The sequence below is a fragment of the Mesorhizobium sp. M7A.F.Ca.MR.245.00.0.0 genome, from assembly GCF_003997415.1.
GTDB lineage: Bacteria > Pseudomonadota > Alphaproteobacteria > Rhizobiales > Rhizobiaceae > Mesorhizobium.
This window is the reverse complement of the sequence record NZ_RZTE01000003.1, coordinates 168029-187111: the sequence shown is the minus strand read 5'-3', so window position 1 is coordinate 187111 and position 19083 is coordinate 168029. Positions and strand designations below refer to the sequence as shown.

The window sequence follows — 19083 nt, the reverse complement described above, 5'->3', positions numbered from 1 at the left end:
TCGCGCCGAAGCGACGGAGGCGGCACTCGTGGCTGCATCCGCGCTTGGCCACGGACCGACCCCACGCACGGAGAGCACCGCCCATGACTGACATCCCAGCCAAAGCGGCCGCTCCCTCCACTTCCGGCGGCTCGGTGCTGCTGACCGTGATGAAGCTTCGGACGTTCATCGCGCTGATCGCCGTGCTGATCTTCTTCTCGATCGCGGCGCCGAATTTCCTATCGACCGCCAATCTGATCCTGATGTCGAAGCACGTGGCGCTGAACGCATTCCTGGCGATGGGCATGACCTTCGTCATCATCACTGGCGGCATCGACCTTTCGGTCGGCTCGATCGTCGGCCTGTGCGGTATGGTGGCCGGCTATCTCGTGCTCAACGGCATCGACCTGCAGATCGGCTACACCATCTATTTCAACGTCTTCGAGATCGCGCTGATCACACTGGCCGTCGGCATATTGATCGGCGCCGTCAACGGATTGCTGATCACCAGGCTGAACGTTGCACCGTTCATCGCCACGCTCGGCGTGCTCTATGTCGCGCGCGGGCTGGCGCTGCTGTCGTCGGACGGCCGCACCTTCCCCAACCTCGTCGGCAAGCCGGAACTGGGAACCACCGGCTTCGGTTTCCTCGGCGCCGGCCGGCTGCTCGGCCTGCCGGTGGCGATCTGGATCCTGATCGTCGTTGCGCTGGGAGCCGCCTATCTCGCCAAATACACGCCACTCGGCCGCCACATCTTCGCGGTCGGCGGCAATGAACGGGCGTCGCGGATTTCGGGCGTCCGTGTCAACATGGTGAAGATGTTCGTCTATATGTTCTCCGGTTTCTGCGCCGCGATCGTCGGCCTGATCATCTCGTCCGAGCTGATGGCTTCGCATCCGGCGACAGGCGAAAGTTTCGAGCTCAACGCCATTGCGGCGGCGGTGCTTGGCGGTACCTCGATGTCGGGCGGGCGCGGCACGATCGGCGGCACCATCGTCGGCGCCTTCGTCATCGGCATTCTTTCGGACGGGTTGGTGATGATGGGCGTGAGTTCGTTTTGGCAGATGGTGATCAAGGGTCTCGTCATCATCGTCGCCGTTGTCGTCGACCAGGCACAACGCCGGCTTCAACAGCGCGTCACCTTGATGCAGATGGCGAAGGCGGGTTGAGCATGGCGGAGTTGCGTGGAGCGCTGATCGGCTGCGGCTTCTTTGCCGTCAACCAGATGCACGCCTGGCGCGGCATTGCGGGCGCCTCGATCGTCGCCATCTGCGACCGTGATCCGGAACGGCTCAAGATCGTCGGCGACCAATTCGGCATTGCGAAGCGCTATACCGATGCGGCGGAACTTTTTGCCCGCGAAAGCCTCGACTTCGTCGATATCGCCACCACCGCGCCCAGCCATCGTCCGCTTGTCGAAATGGCGGCCGCTCATCGCGTTCCGGTGATCTGCCAAAAGCCATTCGCGCCGACGCTGGCCGACGCCAAGGCCATGGTCCGGGCATGCGCACAAGCAGGCGTGCCGCTGATGGTGCATGAGAATTTTCGCTGGCAGTCGCCGATCCAGGCGGTGCGCGCCGTGCTCGACAGCGGCGAGATCGGCACGTCTTTCTTCGGGCGCATCTCCTTCCGCTCCGCCTATGACGTGTTTTCCGGCCAACCCTATCTGGCGACGGGAAAGCGTTTCATCATCGAGGACCTCGGCATCCATGTCCTCGACATCGCCCGTTTCCTGCTCGGCGACGTCTCGACCATCACGACGCGAACCGCCCGCATCAATCCTAGTATCGCGGGCGAGGATGTGGCGACCATGCTGATGGACCACAAGAGCGGCGCAACCTCCGTGGTCGACTGCAGCTACGCGACGAAGCTTGCGACCGAGCCGTTTCCCGAGACGCTGATCGAGATCGACGGCAGCGACGGAACGATCCGGCTGGCGCAGGAATACCGGCTCACCGTCACCGGCAGGAACGGCACGGTCGTCACCGACGTCTCGCCGCCGCTGCTGCCATGGGCGTCGCGTCCCTGGCACAACATCCAGGAAAGCGTTGTCGCCATCCAGCAGCACTGGGTAGACTGCCTGGCAAAGGGGATCGAACCGGCGACCTCGGGAGCGGACAATCTCGAGACGTTCGCGCTGGTCGAGGCGGCTTACGCCGGTGCCGCGAGCCGGCAAACGGTGCAACTCGACGCCTTGCTGAAATGACCGACGATGCCTTCCTGCTCTACGGCACACGTACGGTCGAAGCCGAGCCGGTCAGGCTGCGCGCGGGCGCGCTTAGCGCCGACTTCGTCAACGGCAATCTACGCACCATCAGCCATGGCGGCACCGAAGTGCTGCGCGCCGTCGCCTATATCGTGCGTGACCGCGACTGGGGCACCTATGAGCTAAATTTGACGGACCTGATCATCGACCAGGCTGCCGACGCTTTTTCGGTCAGCTATTCGGCAAGCTGCCTGGCCCCCGATGGAACCCGGCTCGGCTTCCGCGCCACCATCAAAGGCTCCGCCGATGGCCGTCTGGTCTTCGAGGTCAGCGCCCTTCCCGAGAGCGATTTCGAAACCAACCGCTGCGGCTTCTGCATCCTTCACCCGATCGCCGACCTCGCCGGCAGCCCGGTCAAGGTCGAGCATACGGACGGCAGCGTGGAGGCGACAAAGCTTCCCGAACTGATAGACCCCTGGCAGCCTTTCAAGGATATCCGCGCCATCACCCATCAGGTTCGGCCTGGCGTCACCGCCGAATGCCGGATGGAAGGCGATACTTTCGAAATGGAGGACCAGCGCAACTGGTCGGACGCCTCCTACAAGACCTATGTGCGACCGCTGGCGCTGCCCTGGCCCTATGTGCTGCCTGCCGGCCAAACCCTGCGCCAGACGATCAGCCTGCGCATCGCAGGTGAAGGCAAAGCGCCGGCTGCCGCCGTGGCCAGCGAACCGGTCCGCGTCGAACTCGGCGAAGCCGGGCCAACGCTGCCGGATGTCGGAGTGGTCATCTATCCCGAAGATGTCGAGACGGCACTGGCGAACCTCTCCACGCTGACGACACTCGGCCCACAACAGCTGCTGTTTCACTACGATCCGACGCGCGGCCACGGGCTCGACGCCTTGCGCGCTTTCGCCCGGCTCGCAAATGCCCACGCTGCCGCAACGACCCTCGAATGCGTCGTTGTGTGCGCCGGCGATCTTGACGCCGAGATGTCAGGTGTCGCCGACCTGGTGCGCCAGGCCGGGCTAAAACTCTCGGCCATTGCCGTGTCGCCTTCGGTCGACCGGCAGTCGACACCGCCGGGCAGCACGTGGCCGGACTGTCCGCCGCTCGAGGACGTTTACGCGGCCGCGCGGCGCGCCTTTCCGGATATCCGCCTCGGCGGCGGCATGTTCAGCTACTTCACCGAACTCAACCGCAAGCGCGTGCCGGCGGACCAGCTCGATTTCATCACCCATTGTACTTGCCCGATCGTGCATGCCGCCGACGATCTCAGCATCATGCAATCGCTGGAGGCGCTGCCTTTCATCACCCGATCGGCGCGGGCGATGATCTTCGGGGCAAAGCCCTATCGGATCGGCCCGTCGACGATTGCCATGCGCCAGAACCCCTATGGCAGCGCGACCAAGCCCAATCCCGAGGGACAGCGCGTTGCCATGGCCGCCAGCGATCCTCGCCACACCGGTCAGTTCGCTGCTGCATGGACGATCGGATATGCCGCGCGCGTCGCGCCCGCTGGACTGGAACAGCTCACGCTCTCCAGCTTCACCGGACCGTTCGGCGTGCTGGCGTCATCCGGAGAACCCGTCGCGGAAGGATCGCGCCGGCCGATCTTCGGGGCCATCAAGGGGCTTTGCGAGCTGGCCGGCCTTGCGCATGTGTCGGCAAGGACGAGCGATGAAACCAAGGTGCTGGCGCTGGCCGGGCGCTCCGCCTCGGGCAAGACAATCGCGTGGCTGGCGAACCTGACGGCGGAAGACGTGCAGGTCGACATTTCAGCTTTTGGCCGAGGCCAGGTCGCAATGACGCCTTACGCGATCCTTCGGATCGGCTGAACCGCCGAGATTATTTTTCAGAATTCATCACATAGAGCGCGCGCGAGCGTTCGAGATGCTTGATCATCGCCTTCTCGGCGCCATCGGCATCCTTTTTCTCGATGCGGCCGATGATCTCTTCGTGCTCGGTCAGCGTGAACTTTTCCTTGCCGGTCCAGATCAGCATTTCGGTGTGGTATTCCTTCAGCCAGCCCAGCATCGCCTCGCTGACGGCAATATAGATCGGATTGCCGGAGATGGCGGCGATCTGTGTATGGAACTTCATGTCAGCGGAGATGAAGGCTTCGGAATCGCCGCGAAAGCCGCGCTGTTCGGCAACGGTGGCCCTGAGCCGCTGCACATCCTCGGCGGTGGCCTTTTCGGCGGCTTCCCTGACCATGCCGCGCTCGAAGAAGATGCGCGCGGTCTTCAGGTGCTCAAGCGTGTCCTTCGACGACGACAGGATGATCTTGGCGGCGCCGTCGACCTGCTTGATGATCGACTTGGCGGTGAGTTGCAGCACCTTGGCGCGTTCGCCATGCGAGATCGCCACCAGGCCCATATTGCTCAGCGCCTGCATCGCCTCGCGAATCGCCGGCCTGCCGACCTCGAAGCGCTCCATCAGTTCGCGCTCCGACGGCATGTCGTCGCCCGGCATCAGCTCGCCGCTGGTGATCAGGCGTTTCAGCCGCAAGAAGACCTCATCGGAAAGCTTGCGCCGGACAATCGGTTCCGAACGGTTCATCGTCGCGAATCACTCCCTTGACCCGGCCTTATCTAACACTGCCGCCACAATTCCCGGAATTGCCGTCTGTCGATCCCGCTGCCGGATATGACTTGCAATACTTATGTACTCATTATACCAGATTTGAAACACCGGTGAACCTTTTTCGAACGCCTCGGCTTGAGACAGCGGACCATGATCACGCTCACCTACCGCATCGAAACGCCTGGAAGCATCGAAGTCCTGGCGGCCAAGATCGCCAGCGATCAGTCGACCGGCACCTTCGTCGCGCTGCCCGGCGAGACCGAGGAACTGAAAGCCCGGGTGGCGGCGCGAGTGCTGGCGATACGGCCTCTGGCCGATGCCGAGCGGCCGTCGCTTCCCGACAGCGGCAACGGGCCGTTCAGGCGCGCCGATGTCGATATCGCCTTTCCATTCGATGCCATCGGCACCGACCTTTCGGCACTGATGACCATTGCCATCGGCGGCACCTATTCGATCAAGGGCCTCACCGGGATTCGCATCGTCGACATGAAATTGCCGGAGGAGTATCGCGGCGCGCATCCCGGCCCCCAGTTTGGTGTCGCCGGCAGCCGTCGGCTGACCAATGTGACGGATCGTCCGATCATCGGCACCATCGTCAAGCCGGCGCTGGGCTTGCGGCCACATGAGACGGCGGCAATGGTGGCGGAACTGATCGCCGCCGGTGTCGACTTCATCAAGGACGACGAGAAGCTGATGAGCCCGGCCTATTCGCCCCTGTCGGAACGAGTGAAGGCGATCGTGCCGCTGATCCTCGACCACGAGCAGAAGACCGGCAAGAAGGTGATGTATGCCTTCGGCATCTCGCATGCCGACCCCGATGAGATGATGCGCAACCACGATATGGTGGCGAAGGCTGGCGGCAATTGCGCTGTCATCAACATCAATTCGATCGGCTTCGGTGGCATGGCGTTCCTGAGGAAGCGCTCCAGTCTGGTGCTGCATGCTCACCGCAACGGCTGGGACATCCTCACCCGGCACCCCGGGCTAGGCATGGACTTCAAGGTCTGGCAGCAATTCTGGCGACTGCTCGGCGTCGACCAATTCCAGATCAACGGCATCGCCTCGAAATACTGGGAACCGGATGATTCTTTCGTCGAATCGTTCAAGGCGGTGACGACACCGATCTTTTCACCCGAGGACTGCGCCTTGCCGGTGGCGGGCTCTGGCCAGTGGGGCGGCCAGGCTCCTGAGACATATGCGCGGACCGGCCGGACGGTCGATCTTCTCTATCTCTGCGGCGGCGGCATCGTCAGCCATCCGGACGGGCCGGGCGCCGGCGTGCGTGCCGTGCAGCAAGCCTGGCAAGCGGCGGTCGACGGCATTCCGCTGGCGGACTTCGCCCTGAACCATCCCGAACTGGCGCGGTCGATCGAAAAATTCGGCGACGGCAAGGCAGCCTGAGACGATGCAGGACCTGCTTCTCAGCTATTATGGCGACGACCTGACCGGCTCGACCGATGTCATGGAGGCGCTCGAGCTCGGTGGTGTGCCGACCGTGCTGTTCATGCGCCGGCCGGACGATGCCTTGCTTTCACGATTTGCCCATTGCCGGGCGATCGGCCTCGCCGGCACCAGCCGCAGCGAGACGCCGCGATGGATGGACACATATCTGCGCGATGCCTTTGCCTGGCTGAAGACACTGAATGCCGCGATCTGCCACTACAAGGTCTGCTCGACCTTCGATTCCAGCCCGACGATCGGCAGCATCGGCCGGGCCACCGAGATCGGCCGCTCGGTGTTCGCGCAAGCCAGCGTGCCGCTGCTGGTCGGCGCGCCGCAGCTCAAGCGCTACACCGCCTTCGGGCACCTGTTCGCCGCCTATCGCGACCAATATTTCCGCATCGACCGCCACCCGGTGATGAGCCGCCACCCGACGACGCCGATGGATGAGTCGGATTTGCTGATCCATCTGTCGCGGCAGACGGCGCTGAGCTCGGGGCTGGTCGACCTTGCGACGCTGCAGTCGGCATCGCGGTCGGCCGCGTTCGATCGGCTGACCGGAAACGGCACCCCCATCGTGCTTGTCGATGTCGACAATCTGGAAACGCAGGCTCTGGCCGGCAAGGAGATCTGGCGCGTTCGCAAGCCAGGCGGTTCCTTTGTCGTCGGCTCATCCGGAGTCGAGTATGCGTTGCTGGCCGAATGGGCGTCGAATGGCATTGTCGGCGCCGGACATGGCTTCACGCCACCGGGCGCAGCCGAGCGGATAGCCGTCGTGTCGGGCAGTTGCTCGCCGACCACGGAACGGCAGATCCGGCATGCCCTGACCGACGGTTTCGACGGCATCGAGGTCGACCCGGTCGAACTGGTTTCGGAGGCTTCGCAGCAGTCGATCACGCGCGCAACGGCAAGCGGCCGTGCCAGTCTGCAAGCCGGGCGCAGCGTCATCCTCTACACCGCGCTTGGTCCCACTGCCGACAGGGGCGCCGAAATCGACCGGCAGGAAGGCGCCCGCCACAGGCTTGGCCGCGGACTCGGAGAAATCCTTCGCAGCCTGACGATCGAACAGAGCCTGCGGCGCGTGGTCATTGCCGGCGGCGATACGTCGAGCCACGCGCTGGGCGAGATGGGTGTCGATGCCCTGACAATCCGCATGCCGCTGCCCGCTTCGCCTGGCTCGCCGCTCTGCGTTGCCCACTCGCGCGTCAAGGCGATCGACGGATTGGAGGTCGCGCTCAAGGGCGGCCAGGTCGGAACCGATCGCTATTTCGCAGCCATCCGCGACGGCCTAAGCGACTGAAAGAGCCAGCAGATGGATTCATGTGCCGCTGCGCGAAGCACTTCGACCTACGAAATACATCTTGCCGGTGGAAATCCCGGTAACACCCGGTATTATCTGCGAAAATGCCGAAATCGGGAGGATGCCGGGTGCAGACCAAAAAGATCATCAACGACGGGAACCGTGCCGTCGACGAGATGCTGGAAGGCATCCTGGCAGCGCATCCACGCTATCTCAAAAGCGCGGATGGCAGTCCACGCTCCATCATCGCCCGCGACGGGCCGCGCCAGGGCAAGGTGGGCCTCGTCATTGGCGGCGGCTCGGGCCATGAGCCGAGCTTTCTTGGCTTCGTCGGCAAGGGATTGGCCGATGCGGCGGCCATCGGCAATGTCTTCGCCTCGCCACCGCCGGACCCGATCCTCGAATGCGCAAAGGCAGTCAGCGGCGGCGCCGGCGTGCTGTTCATGTACGGCAACTATGCCGGCGACGTGATGAATTTCGACATGGCGGCCGAGATGGCCGCCATGGACGACATCGAAGTGCGCACGGTGCTGAGCACCGACGACGTCGCCTCGGCACCGCGCGACCAGCGGCACAAGAGGCGCGGCGTCGCCGGCAATTTCTTCATCTTCAAGGCGGCCGGTGCCGCCTGCGACCGGATGCTCTCCTTCGACGAATGCGAGCGCATCGCCGGCAAGGCCAACGACCACACCTTCACCATGGGCGTGGCGCTGTCGCCCTGTTCGCTGCCGCAGACCCGCCGGCCGAATTTCGAGATCGGGCCGGACGAGATGGAGATCGGCATGGGTATCCACGGCGAGCCCGGCATCGCGCGCGAAAAGTTGAAAACAGCCGACGAGATCACCGACGAGATGCTGGACAGGATCCTCGACGAGATGGCGCCTACGCGCGGCGACAAGGTCGCGGTGCTCGTCAATTCGCTGGGCTCAACGCCGCTGATGGAACTCTACATCATGAACCGGCGCGTGAAGCAGAGGCTCGATGAGATCGGTGTGTCCATCCACGCAAGCTGGGTCGGCAATTACTGCACCTCGCTCGAAATGGCAGGAGCCTCGATCACTCTGCATCAACTCGACGGCGAGTTGCAGACGATGCTGGATCACCCCTGCGACTGCGCCATGTTTCGCGCCGGCTAAACCCACTTCTGTGGCAAGGACCAAGACATGACGACAATCGACACCGCCCACCTTGTCGCGATGTTCGCGGCGATCGCAACCGCCATGTCCGCCGACCGGGACCGACTGTGCGCGCTTGACGGGGTTATCGGCGACGCCGACCACGGCATCGCGATGGAGCTTGGATTTTCCGCTGCCCGCGATGCCGTCGCCGCACTGGATGCAGAGGCAACCGACCCGACCACCTTGCTGAACACCGCCGCCAAATCGTTCCTGAATGCCGTCGGCGCCTCCTCCGGGCCGCTCTATGCGACCGCGTTCATGCGGGGCGCGGCAGCCGTCAAGGGCAAGACGACGCTCGACGATTCGGACGTGGTCGCCCTGTTCCAGGCTATGGCCAAGGGCATTCAGGATCGCGGCAAGGCCGAGCCTGGCGAAAAGACGATGATCGATGCATGGGCGCCGGCTGCGCAGGCGGCGGGCGAAGCGCTGACCTCCGGCAAGGATCTGGCGGGCAGTCTCGAAGCTGCTGCACAAGCGGCAAACGCAGGCGCGGAGGCGACTAAGTCGATGGTCGCCACGAAAGGCCGGGCATCGCGCCTCGGCGAACGCTCGCTTGGCCACATGGACCCGGGCGCCGCCTCCGCCGTAACCATGATCGAGGCGATGCGGGTCGCCTTGACCAGTTAACTCAGTAACGGGTTCCCCGCGTCTTTCAGCGCTTGGCGTCGAGCTTGTCGATGGCCTGCACGTTTGTGGCGGAGGGGCCATTCGGATCGAACTCCGAGGCCAACCATGCGTCGGCGATCGATTTCGCCAGTTCGGGACCGATGACGCGGGCGCCCATGGTGATGATCTGGGCGTTGTTGGACTTGGCGGCGCGCTCAGCGGAATAGGTGTCGTGGGTCAATGCGGCGCGAATGCCCGGCACCTTGTTGGCGGAGATGCTGACGCCGATGCCGGTGCCGCAAAACAGGATGGCCCGGTCGTAATTGCCGTCCAGGATTTCGTGGCCTACCGAGGCGGCGATGTCGGCGTAGAATCCGGCCTGGCTGAGGTCGACGACCTGCAGTTCGGGTTTGGTGGCGAGATGCTTGGCGATGACGTCGAGCAGCGGCTTTCCGGCACTGTCGGCTCCGAGTGCGATCTTCATGATGATGAACTCCTTTGCTAGGTCTTTTGGCAGTCAGCGCGCGATGGCGGCCGACGCCTTTTTCAGAATGTCGATATAGCCTTCCGCTTGCCACGCCGAGCGGCCGATGAACAGGCCATCGATATGCGGCTGGCCGATGAGTTCGGCCGCGTTGCCTGGATTGACGCTGCCACCATAAAGCACAGGTGGAGCAATCGGCAGCCGGTCGGCGGCAACCTTCTTGATCAGCTGTTGCTGCCTGTCGGCATAGTCGGCGCTTGCGGGAATGCCCTTCTCGCCGATTGCCCAGACGGGCTCGTAGGCAAAGAGGATTTCCGCCTTCAGTTGATCGCCGCTCAGCTCTTGCAGCGCGCCGAGAACCTGTGCCGTCAGCACCGCCTCGGCGCGGCCTGATTCACGCTCAGCCAGCGTCTCGCCGACGCAGATCAGCGGCACGAAACCGTGCCTGACAGCGGCCGCCGTTTTTAGTCCCACAGTCGCATCGGCCTCGCCGAAATGCTCGCGGCGCTCGCTATGGCCGAGTTCGATCACATCCAGCCCGCAATCTTTCAACATCACCGGCGAGATCTCCCCCGTCCAGGCGCCCGCGTCGGCCCAATGCATGTTCTGGGCACCGATCTTGACGCGGGTGTTGGCCAGCGCGGCCTTGACCTGGCGCGCTGCGGTGAACGGCGGAATGACGAAGGGCTGTATTGCCGGATCGAAATCGGGCACAAAGGCCGCCAGCGCATCGGCGAACTGCAACGCCTCCGACAGCGTCTTGTTCATCTTCCAGCTCGTGCCGACCCAATATGGGGCCATTCTTCTTCTCCTTCGATACTTTTGCGGCCGAAGCCGGCTTTCGGGCGACGTATTCGCTCAGGTCCGGGGCTTGAGACTGTCGCGACCGCTGTCGATATGAGGGGCCCAGAAATCCACCGACTCGCGGATCATCTCGATAACCTGATGGTCGACTGGTTCCCTCTCCCTGAAGGAAAGTTCAAGGCAAATTTCATTGTCGGTTCCACCGCCCTGCCGAACCGCGTCCAGCAGCTTCTGCGGCACTATGCGGCCATCCTTGTTGTAGGCGGCCGTGAACGGCCAGTGCCCGCCCTTGTTCATGGACGACTGCTTGATGTGGATGATCGGCGATTGCAATGGAAACGCTTTCGCCCAAGCATAGGGATCGGTATCGGCAGGATCGGCCGAGGTCACGTCGCCATGGTCGATATCCACCATCATCTTCATCGGTATGGGCAGCTTCGCCGCATCGATGGCGCCTTGCAGCGTGGCGCAGCTTTCGATCGTGTGGCCGAACTCGCGGCCCACCGACATCGGCTCCCAGAACAGATAGGACAGACCCGCCGCCCTGGCGTGCTCGGCCACCTCGCGCCAGCATTCGAGCGCGATATCGAGCAGAGCCGCCCGCCGTTGCGGATCGTCAAAGTCCTTGTGGGTGAAGATGGCGAACTGCGTGCCCATGCCGGACGCGCCGAGATCGGCGGAAATGTCGGCGAAGGTCTTGAACCAGTCGACATAATAGCGCCGCACATCCGCATCCGGGTGGCCGAAATGGTTGAGCCGGCCATAAGGCCCCGTCATGCCGGAGGTGATCTTGACACCGGTCCGCGCCAAGGCGCTGTTGAACCGGCGCAGGAATTTGGCAATCGTCGCCGCCGGCCAGCCCGGATTGACGAATTCATGCGTCAGCTGCACGTCGCGGATGCCGATGCCATAGGCGATCGCATCGATCAGATCGTCTGGATCGGCGAAGCGATTGACCAGAGGATTGGTGTTGAGGGAAAGCGTGAAGGCCATCAGTCCGCCGTCGCCATGATGTTACCGAACCAGTCTTCGAATGCTTTCCGTTCGGCCGCATCGATATGCAGGCCATGTTTGGTGCGGCGTTCCAGTATATCGGCTGATGTGCCGGCCCATTCGGTCTCGGCCAGGAACTTTGCCTCCCGTTCATATAGATCGGGACCGAAGCGGCGGCCGAGATCGGCTTCGCGCTGTGCGCCAGCGAGCAATTGTCTGGCGCGGGTGCCATAGGTTCGAGCGTAGTGCTTCACCAGCGACGGGCTGAGCCATGAAAATTCGGCATGCAAATCGCTCAGAAACTGCTCGAAGTCCGCATTGGGAAGGTCGCCTCCCGGCAAGGGAATTTTGGCGGTCCAGGCTTTCTTCATCGTCGGAAAGAACGGTTGGATCTTTTCCAGCGCGTGTTCGGACAGCTTGCGGAAGGTGGTGATCTTGCCGCCGAACACGGAAAGCAGCGGCGCGTTGCCATTGGAGGCGTCGAGTTCGAAAATATAGTCGCGCGTCACCGCGCTTGGATTGTCGGCATTGTCGTCATAGAGCGGACGCACGCCCGAGAAACTGTAGACCACGTCCTGTGGCGTCAGCTGCCGCTTGAAATAGCGATTGACCACCTTGATCAGATAGTCGACTTCGCTGGCCTCGGCGACCACTTCCTCGGGCCTGCCTTCATAGGGAATGTCGGTGGTGCCGATCAGCGCCAGATCGTTCTCGTACGGGTTGACGAAGATCACCCTCTTGTCGTTGTTCTGGATCAGATAGGCCTGCCGCCCCTCCCAGAATTTGGGCACGACGATATGGCTGCCTTTAACGAGCCGAACATTGCGCGTTGAATTCTGCCCGGCGACGCGGCTGACAATGTCGTTGACCCAGGGACCTGCCGCGTTGATCAGCGCCCGCGCCCGGACCTTCGTCACCGCACCCGTGCGACCATCCTGCATGTCGATCGACCACAGTCCGCCTTCACGGCGGGCCGCGACACAGGCGGTGCGCGTGAGCACTCTGGCACCGCGCTGCCTGGCATCAAGCGCATTGAGCAGCACCAGCCGCGCATCGTCGACCCAGCAGTCGGAATATTCGAAACCGCGCTTGAACTGGTCCTTGATTGGCGCGCCTTCCGGCGCAGTCTTGAGGTTCAGTGTTCTTGTCCCCGGCAGGCGTTTACGGCCGCCAAGGTGGTCGTAGAGAAACAGCCCGAGCCGGACCAGCCATGCCGGCCTGTCTTGCGGGCTGTGCGGAAGAACGAAGCGCATCGGCCAGATGATGTGCGGCGCCGCCTCGAGCAGCACCTCGCGTTCGATCAGTGCTTCGCGAACCAGCCGGAATTCATAATATTCGAGGTAGCGCAGGCCGCCATGCACCAGCTTGCCGGAGCGCGAGCTCGTGCCTTGCGCGAGATCGTCCTTTTCGCACAGGATGACGGACAGCCCGCGACCTGCCGCATCACGCGCTATGCCGGCTCCATTGACGCCGCCGCCGATCACGAAGAGATCGACGACATCTGTTGTATTGCTCAAGATCTTGCTCCTGTGCGGTGCGCCATGCCCTTCCACACCGGCCGAAGCGCCTGACGCGCTGCAACGAAGGAAGGGAAGAGGGCATCGTAGGTTTGCGAAAGCGCCTCGTCATAGGCATCGCAGTCGCCGAGAAGCGGCGTCACCCATTCGGCGGCGCAGTCTTCCATCGAGCCATAGACGCCGAGGCCGACCGCAGCCATCATCGCGGCGCCTGCCGCGCCGGCTTCCTGGCGACTGCTGGTGCGCACCTGTGCCCTTGTCGCCGCTGCGATGATGCGGCGTAGGGACGGGCTGCGCGCGGCGCCGCCCGACAGGCGGATTTCGCCCGGCACGGCGCCCATCGCCTGGTAGCAATCGCGTGCGGCGAAGGCCAGTCCCTCGAGGACGCCGCGTGCCAGATCGCCAAACCCGTGCTTGACCGAAAGGCCGATGAAGCCAGCGCGTGCGTCAGGATCGACGAACGGTCCTCTTTCACCGGCCAGCGATATGTAGGGCTGGTAGATCAGCAAACCAGGCTCCGATGCTTCCACCCAAGCGTCGAGGGCCTTCAGCAACTCGTCATGAGAAGGCTTGCCGCCAGCCGTGGCGAGCACGTCGCGCGCAAGGCCAAGCACCCAGTCTATGTTGAGCGTCGCCGCCATGTTGGATTGCAATTGTGCAAAGGCGCCCGGAATAGGCATGGCAATCGTGTAGCCGGAGCCATCGTCGTTCAGCACGACACCCTCGGGCGTGGCTGCGAAGCGCGTGTGTATGCCGGTCGAGCCGATGACCGTGCAGCCGACATTGCCCGAGGGATCATAGAGGCCGGCTCCGAGCGCCGTCATGACCATATCGACGTAACCCAGCACCACCGGGGTGCCTTCGAGCAGGCCAGTCTCTGCCGCCGCCGATCGCGACAGCGGATGATGGTCGGTGGTGCCTTCGAGCATGGGAGGCAACAGGCGGCGATGCGTCGTCAGATCCAGGATGTCGAGGGCTTCGTCGGAATAGGTGCGCGACCGAAAATCGCCGAAGGTGAAGGTTCCCTCGGAGGGATCCGTGGCGCGTTCGCCTGTCATCTTGAAGTAGAGCCAATCCTTGCAATGCAGGGCGGTCGCCGCCCGCTCCAGCATGTCGGAATGGTTTTTTTTCATGAAGGCAAGCTGGGCGCCTTGCTGGCAGGAATTGAGACCCGTGCCGGTCAGCTCGAACCGCCTGCGATCCCGAGGATCGGCGCGCATCTCGTCCACCAGATGTCCGGCGCGGGCATCGAGCCACAGCCAGGCGCGCGAGACAGGCAAGCCGTCGCCATCGATCAGCCAGGTTCCGTCGCCCTGCCCGGTAATGGCCACCGCTGCGGTTCGTTGCGCGAGGTCGGGAACCTTGGCCGCGAGATCGCGAACGGTCCGCGCCATGTCGCGCCAGGTCTGGTCGAGGTCCTGCTCGGCGCCGCCGCCTTCCAGCGTGACGAAGCTATTGGGCACCGACGTCATGGCGAGCTGCCGCCCGGACAGGTCGAAAGCGATCGATTTGATCACCGACGTTCCCGCGTCGATGCCGATCAGCAGGTCTTTCATGCCGCAAATTCCGGTTGGTTGCGAAGGCGGTTCACGAGGGCAGTCATTTCGTAGAAGAGGCAGGGAGTGCCCGCTAGGACACCCCCTGTGCAGGTTTCATTCCGACAGGACGAAGGGAGCGGTGTACTTGTCCACATTGTCCTTGGTGATGAGAAGGCAATCGAACAGCTGCTTCTCGGTCGCCGCGCCGGTGGCTCCGGTCTTGATGAACGAATCCGCCTGCTGCACGGCCTTGGCCGAGAAGATGGCGACCGGCTGAAGCACGGTGTACTGCAGTTCGCCGGACTTGATCGCCGCAACCGCATCCGGGGAGCCGTCGAAGCCGCCGACCTTGATGCCGGCGAGCTTGCCCGCTTCCTTCAGCGCCGCAACCGCGCCGAGCGCCATCTCGTCATTGCCGCTGATCACGGCGATGATGTCGGGATTGGCCTGCAGCATGCTCTGCATCTTGTCGTGGCCCTGGGTACGATCCCAGTTGGCGACCTGCGAAGCAGCCTTTTCGAGATCCGGGTACTGGCTCAGCACAGTCGCGTACCCGTTCGAGCGCGTGGCGGCGTTGTTGTCAGACGGGGCGCCGAGCAGTTCGACATATTTGCCCTTTTCGCCGACGGCCTGCACCCACTGCTGGGCACCGAGAGCAGCACCCTGCGCGTTGTTGGAAACGAGCTGACCCTTGGCGAGGCCTTCCTGATTGATCTCGGCATTGACGAGGAACACCGGGATGTTGGCTGCAATCGCCTTCTTCACCGCACCGACAGAGCCGTCGGCGTTGGCCGGATCGAGGATGATCGCCACCGACTTGTTGGTGATGGCGGTGTCGATCAAATTGCTTTCGGTATTGGTATCGCCCTTGTGGGCGCCGACATTGGCTGTATAGCCAAGCTTCTCGGCCTCGGCCTTGGCGACGTTGCCCTCAGTCAGCCAGTAGGGGTTGGCCGGATCGTTGACGATGATCGAGATCAGGCCCGCGGCTGACGCGGCGGCCGTGAACCCGACGACCATCGCGGCGGCGAGCAGACTTTTCAGCATGGTTTTCATGTACATTCCTCCAATGATTACGCGGTGTTGCTGCCAGTTCACCTGGCAGTCTTCCCTTGGGCAGGATTGGCCGGTTCGGCCTTCCCCCGTTTCTGAGAAGTCGGTTGGCCACCTGTCGCGCTTGGGAGCTTGCTACGGCGGCGATACTGAACGGCATTGAGGAGCACGGCGAGCACGATGACCGCGCCCGTGAACACTGTCTGCCAGTAGGATGAGATGCCGATGATCACCAGACCGTCGGACAGGAAGCCGATGACGAAGGCCCCGAGCAGGGTTCCGCGGATGTTGCCGCGGCCGCCGGTCAGTGCCGCGCCGCCGATGACGACGGCCGCGATGGCCGTCAGTTCGTAGGTGGTGCCGGCGGTCGGTCCAGCCGACGTCAACTGCGAGGACAGGATCAGGCCGGCAATAGCGGCACAGATACCCGACAGCACATAGACGGAAATCTGCACGGTCTTGACCGGAACGCCGGAGAGTTCGGCCGCGCGTTCATTGCCGCCCGAGGCGTAGAGCCAGCGCCCGAAAGCGGTGCGGTTCAGGACGATGCTGCCGATGAACGCGATAATCGCGAGAACCACGACGCCCGTCGGCACGCCGAACAAGCGGTTGAAGCCAAGCGCATCGAAGCCGGTGTTTCCGAGCTCCGGCTTGCCGCCGAGATTGTTATAGGTCAGGCCGCTGGTCATCAGCAGTGCCAGGCCACGCGCCATGTACATGACGCCGAGCGTGGCGACGAAAGCCGGAACCTTGAAGCGCGCGATGAGCACGCCGTTGATCAGCCCGACGACGGCGCCGAGCATGCAGGCCAGCACCGCGACCACCCAGACCGGCGGATAGAGAACGACGCCCAGCCAGGTCAGCGTCACCCCTTGCATCAGGAATCCGGCAACGACGCCGGCCAAACCCAGCGTCGACCCCACCGACAGATCGATGCCGCCATTGAGGATGACGAGCAGCATGCCGATCGCGAGGATTCCGAAGATGGCGACATGCGAAGCCATGGTCAGGAAGTTCGCCACCGAGAGGTAGTAGGGCGACAGGATCGAGAAGACGACGATGATGACGATCAGGGCAAAGAAGGCCCGGCCCTCGAGCAGCAACTTGGCGAGATCGAAGCCTTCGCTCGCGCTTGGACTGGACTGTTTTCTGGCCTGGCTGACGTCGGTCATGGGTCTGGGCTCCGAAATTCTGGTGATCAGGCGACCACGGCTTCGCCGGAGGCGGCCATGATCTGCTCTTTGGTGGCGTTGGCGCCGAATTCAGCTGAAATCCTGCCACGCCGCATGACGACGATGCGGTGGGCAATGCTGAGGCATTCGTTGACCTCAGAGGTCGAGAAGACGACCGCAAGCCCTTGAGCGGCGCGTTCGCTCAACAAGCGGAAGACCTCGGCCTTGGCGCCAACATCGATGCCGCGGCTCGGCTCGTCGAGGAGGATGACCTTGGGGTTGGTCGTCAGCATCTTGCCGATGACGACCTTCTGCTGATTACCGCCAGACAGCGATCCGATCATGGCGTTGCCACCAGCGGTCTTGACGGTCACCTTGCGGATCGAGTCTTCGACCAGCTCTCGCTCCCTGGAACGGGACAGAAACAGTCCCTTGGCGAACGCCTCGATGCTGGCAAGCGAAAGATTGCGGCCGACGGTCATGGTTTGCACCAGCCCGTCGCGCTGGCGGTCCTCGGGGACCAGCACAAGCCCTCTGGAGATGCGCTGGGCAATGCTCAACCCCGAGACGTCCTCGCCTTCCAGCAGCGCGCGGCCGCCCGCCATCGGCACCCGTCCAGCGACGGCCTCCAGCAACTCCGTGCGCCCGGCGCCCATCAGCCCGTAGATGCAGACGATCTCGCCGGCCCTGACGTCCAGCGACAAGTGATCGACGACGGAATAACCCGAGCCCGAAGTGTCAACGACGCTGACATCCTCGATCGAAAGGGCGACCTCACCGAACGCATGGCCGGTCGGCGGCGAGCCGAGATCGAAGTTCTCACCGACCATGTTGCGCACGATCCACTCGAGGTCGATGTCCCTGGCCTCGGCCGTCGCCGTTATGGCGCCGTCGCGCAGGACAACGGCGTAGTCGGTGATCTGCAGCGCTTCTTCGAGGTGATGTGAAATGTAGACGATGGAGACGCCGCGGCTGGTCAGATCGCGGATCACCTTGAACAGCACCTCGACCTCGGTTGCACTGAGCGCGGAGGTCGGCTCGTCCATGATGAGGATGCGTGAATCGACCGACAGCGCCCGCGCGATCTCGACGATCTGCTGTTGACCCAGGCGCAGATCCTCGACGAGAGTCATCGGGTCGATGTCCTCTTCGAGATCGGCCATCAGCGCGCGCGCCTGGCGCGATTCTTCGGCGAAGTCGAGGCCGGTTCTGGTGCGCAGTTCGCGGCCCATGAAGATGTTGTCGCGAACGCTGAGGTTCGGCGCCAGGCTGAGTTCCTGGTGGATGATCGAGATGCCGCGATCGCGCGCGTCCGAGGATGAGGAAAAGCTGACAAGATTGCCGTCGAGCACGATGTCGCCGGATGTCGGGGTGACGACGCCGGACAGGATCTTCATCAGCGTCGACTTGCCGGCGCCGTTCTCGCCGAACAGCGTCGTGACCTTGCCGCGATGGATGTCGAAATTGACGCCCTTGAGCGCATGAACGCCGCCATACGACATGACGATGTTGCGCGCCGAAAGCACGGCGTCGCCGGTCGCGGGTCCGGTGCCTGCAGCCGCGCTCATTTGACCTCCAGCCTCACCGGAGTGACCAGCCAGCTCTTCGGGTTGACCAGCTTGAATGCGCCGACCACCGATACGGTCTTGCCGGTCAAGGTGCTGGTGTCGACCTTGGCCAGGACTTCCTTCTTCATCTCGTTGTTCAGCGCCGAACCGGCGTCCTGGTATTCGATCTGGTTGGTGAACTGGCCGAATGTGATCTTGCCGGTGGCGTCGCGAAGCTCGGTGCCGTTGATCGCCGGTCCCGTTTGCACCCGGATCATCAGCGTGTCCGGCACGCCTTCGACGGCGACCTTGTAGATGCCGGATTTTCCTTCGCCGACGACACCGGTGAACTTGACCGAGATGACCGGTCCGACGCCCGCCGGCACGCCATATTCCTTTTCCGCCGTCGCCCTGTCCTTGGCGATAGCAGCAGCCACCGTCACCGCGTCGGCGGCGCGTGCCTCGACATCGGCCTGCACCTTGGGAAACTCCGACTTGCCGTAGTCAGCGGCGGAAAACACGGCGCTGCGGACATCGCCGGCAGAGCCGATCCTGACCACCTTGGTGTCGAGCGCCATGGCGCCGAGCAGGACGACAACCGCGGCGCCGGCAAGTGCCCGACGCAGGGCGGGCGAAGCCGGCCTGGTCGATGCGGTGGCGGCTTTCGCGCTCATGACGCA

The 19083-nt window shown here is 63.4% G+C and carries 17 protein-coding genes; 7 read left to right on the top strand and 10 right to left on the bottom strand.

Annotation, left to right across the window (positions count from 1 at the left end):
- Window positions 1–83: 83 nt before the first annotated feature.
- From EOB80_RS05835 to EOB80_RS05825, 3 genes are read left to right on the top strand one after another with little or no spacing between them, the layout of a single operon-like run.
- The gene (locus EOB80_RS05835) at window positions 84–1148 is read left to right on the top strand and encodes an ABC transporter permease (protein ID WP_127326976.1); all 1065 of its coding nucleotides are present in this window, start codon (window positions 84–86) and stop codon (window positions 1146–1148) included.
- A gap of 2 nt (window positions 1149–1150) precedes the next feature.
- Window positions 1151–2185 (top strand): Gfo/Idh/MocA family oxidoreductase, encoded by a 1035-nt coding sequence (locus tag EOB80_RS05830; protein WP_127326975.1) that lies wholly within the window; start codon window positions 1151–1153, stop codon window positions 2183–2185.
- Complete coding sequence (locus EOB80_RS05825) at window positions 2182–4023, top strand: hypothetical protein (protein WP_127326974.1); 1842 nt, start codon at window positions 2182–2184, stop codon at window positions 4021–4023. The genes EOB80_RS05830 and EOB80_RS05825 overlap by 4 nt, the downstream gene beginning before the upstream one ends.
- A 10-nt stretch (window positions 4024–4033) precedes the next feature.
- Here EOB80_RS05825 and EOB80_RS05820 read toward each other — a convergent pair whose 3' ends face one another.
- A complete protein-coding gene (locus tag EOB80_RS05820) occupies window positions 4034–4747 on the bottom strand; it encodes a transcriptional regulator NanR (RefSeq protein ID WP_127318194.1) in 714 nt (237 codons plus the stop codon).
- A 174-nt stretch (window positions 4748–4921) separates the two neighbouring features.
- Here EOB80_RS05820 and oiaX point away from each other — a divergent pair, with 174 nt between their 5' ends.
- From oiaX to dhaL, 4 genes are all read left to right on the top strand, one after another.
- Entirely contained in the window at window positions 4922–6172 is a 1251-nt protein-coding gene (oiaX, locus tag EOB80_RS05815; RefSeq protein WP_127326973.1) for a 3-oxo-isoapionate-4-phosphate decarboxylase OiaX, read from the top strand.
- Window positions 6173–6176: 4 nt separating this feature from the next.
- Window positions 6177–7511, top strand: a complete 1335-nt coding sequence (locus EOB80_RS05810) for a four-carbon acid sugar kinase family protein (protein ID WP_127326972.1) — start codon at window positions 6177–6179, stop codon at window positions 7509–7511.
- 128 nt (window positions 7512–7639) lie between these two features.
- Window positions 7640–8647, top strand: a complete 1008-nt coding sequence (locus EOB80_RS05805) for a dihydroxyacetone kinase subunit DhaK (protein ID WP_127326971.1) — start codon at window positions 7640–7642, stop codon at window positions 8645–8647.
- A 27-nt stretch (window positions 8648–8674) separates the two neighbouring features.
- Window positions 8675–9316: a dihydroxyacetone kinase subunit DhaL gene (gene dhaL, locus EOB80_RS05800; protein WP_127326970.1), complete on the top strand. Its 642-nt coding sequence runs from the start codon at window positions 8675–8677 to the stop codon at window positions 9314–9316.
- Window positions 9317–9341: 25 nt separating this feature from the next.
- Here dhaL and EOB80_RS05795 read toward each other — a convergent pair whose 3' ends face one another.
- The 9 genes from EOB80_RS05795 to EOB80_RS05755 all read right to left on the bottom strand — a co-directional run bounded on the left by EOB80_RS05795 (window position 9342) and on the right by EOB80_RS05755 (window position 19077).
- On the bottom strand, window positions 9342–9779 hold the full coding sequence (locus tag EOB80_RS05795) for an RpiB/LacA/LacB family sugar-phosphate isomerase (RefSeq protein ID WP_013533067.1): 438 nt from the start codon (window positions 9777–9779) through the stop codon (window positions 9342–9344).
- Between the two features lie 33 nt (window positions 9780–9812).
- Window positions 9813–10580, bottom strand: coding sequence for a triose-phosphate isomerase (locus EOB80_RS05790; RefSeq protein ID WP_127318204.1), 768 nt, complete (start codon window positions 10578–10580; stop codon window positions 9813–9815).
- A 57-nt stretch (window positions 10581–10637) separates the two neighbouring features.
- Window positions 10638–11576 carry a TIM barrel protein gene (locus EOB80_RS05785; protein WP_127326969.1) on the bottom strand — a complete coding sequence of 313 codons (939 nt, stop codon included), beginning with the start codon at window positions 11574–11576 and terminating at the stop codon, window positions 10638–10640.
- Entirely contained in the window at window positions 11576–13093 is a 1518-nt protein-coding gene (locus EOB80_RS05780) for a glycerol-3-phosphate dehydrogenase (protein WP_127326968.1), read from the bottom strand. Before EOB80_RS05780 ends, EOB80_RS05785 begins: the two co-directional genes overlap by 1 nt.
- Window positions 13090–14649: an FGGY-family carbohydrate kinase gene (locus EOB80_RS05775; protein WP_127326967.1), complete on the bottom strand. Its 1560-nt coding sequence runs from the start codon at window positions 14647–14649 to the stop codon at window positions 13090–13092. The genes EOB80_RS05780 and EOB80_RS05775 overlap by 4 nt, the downstream gene beginning before the upstream one ends.
- A 96-nt stretch (window positions 14650–14745) precedes the next feature.
- The gene (locus tag EOB80_RS05770; RefSeq protein WP_023756738.1) at window positions 14746–15693 is read right to left on the bottom strand and encodes a D-ribose ABC transporter substrate-binding protein; all 948 of its coding nucleotides are present in this window, start codon (window positions 15691–15693) and stop codon (window positions 14746–14748) included.
- Between the two features lie 32 nt (window positions 15694–15725).
- Window positions 15726–16856, bottom strand: coding sequence for an ABC transporter permease (locus tag EOB80_RS05765; RefSeq protein ID WP_127326966.1), 1131 nt, complete (start codon window positions 16854–16856; stop codon window positions 15726–15728).
- 26 nt (window positions 16857–16882) lie between these two features.
- Window positions 16883–18424, bottom strand: a complete 1542-nt coding sequence (locus EOB80_RS05760) for a sugar ABC transporter ATP-binding protein (RefSeq protein WP_127326965.1) — start codon at window positions 18422–18424, stop codon at window positions 16883–16885.
- Window positions 18421–19077 (bottom strand): DUF2291 domain-containing protein, encoded by a 657-nt coding sequence (locus tag EOB80_RS05755; protein ID WP_127269798.1) that lies wholly within the window; start codon window positions 19075–19077, stop codon window positions 18421–18423. Before EOB80_RS05755 ends, EOB80_RS05760 begins: the two co-directional genes overlap by 4 nt.
- Window positions 19078–19083: the final 6 nt, after the last annotated feature.

Coding starts and splice junctions, on each gene's coding strand:
- EOB80_RS05795 (WP_013533067.1), bottom strand. CDS start 9,779: ATGAAGATCGCACTCGGAGCCGACAGTGCCGGAAAGCCGCTGCTCGAC.
- EOB80_RS05755 (WP_127269798.1), bottom strand. CDS start 19,077: ATGAGCGCGAAAGCCGCCACCGCATCGACCAGGCCGGCTTCGCCCGCC.
- EOB80_RS05775 (WP_127326967.1), bottom strand. CDS start 14,649: ATGAAAGACCTGCTGATCGGCATCGACGCGGGAACGTCGGTGATCAAA.
- EOB80_RS05820 (WP_127318194.1), bottom strand. CDS start 4,747: ATGAACCGTTCGGAACCGATTGTCCGGCGCAAGCTTTCCGATGAGGTC.
- EOB80_RS05825 (WP_127326974.1), top strand. CDS start 2,182: ATGACCGACGATGCCTTCCTGCTCTACGGCACACGTACGGTCGAAGCC.
- dhaL (WP_127326970.1), top strand. CDS start 8,675: ATGACGACAATCGACACCGCCCACCTTGTCGCGATGTTCGCGGCGATC.
- EOB80_RS05835 (WP_127326976.1), top strand. CDS start 84: ATGACTGACATCCCAGCCAAAGCGGCCGCTCCCTCCACTTCCGGCGGC.
- EOB80_RS05765 (WP_127326966.1), bottom strand. CDS start 16,856: ATGACCGACGTCAGCCAGGCCAGAAAACAGTCCAGTCCAAGCGCGAGC.
- EOB80_RS05770 (WP_023756738.1), bottom strand. CDS start 15,693: ATGTACATGAAAACCATGCTGAAAAGTCTGCTCGCCGCCGCGATGGTC.
- EOB80_RS05810 (WP_127326972.1), top strand. CDS start 6,177: ATGCAGGACCTGCTTCTCAGCTATTATGGCGACGACCTGACCGGCTCG.
- EOB80_RS05760 (WP_127326965.1), bottom strand. CDS start 18,424: ATGAGCGCGGCTGCAGGCACCGGACCCGCGACCGGCGACGCCGTGCTT.
- EOB80_RS05785 (WP_127326969.1), bottom strand. CDS start 11,576: ATGGCCTTCACGCTTTCCCTCAACACCAATCCTCTGGTCAATCGCTTC.
- oiaX (WP_127326973.1), top strand. CDS start 4,922: ATGATCACGCTCACCTACCGCATCGAAACGCCTGGAAGCATCGAAGTC.
- EOB80_RS05790 (WP_127318204.1), bottom strand. CDS start 10,580: ATGGCCCCATATTGGGTCGGCACGAGCTGGAAGATGAACAAGACGCTG.
- EOB80_RS05830 (WP_127326975.1), top strand. CDS start 1,151: ATGGCGGAGTTGCGTGGAGCGCTGATCGGCTGCGGCTTCTTTGCCGTC.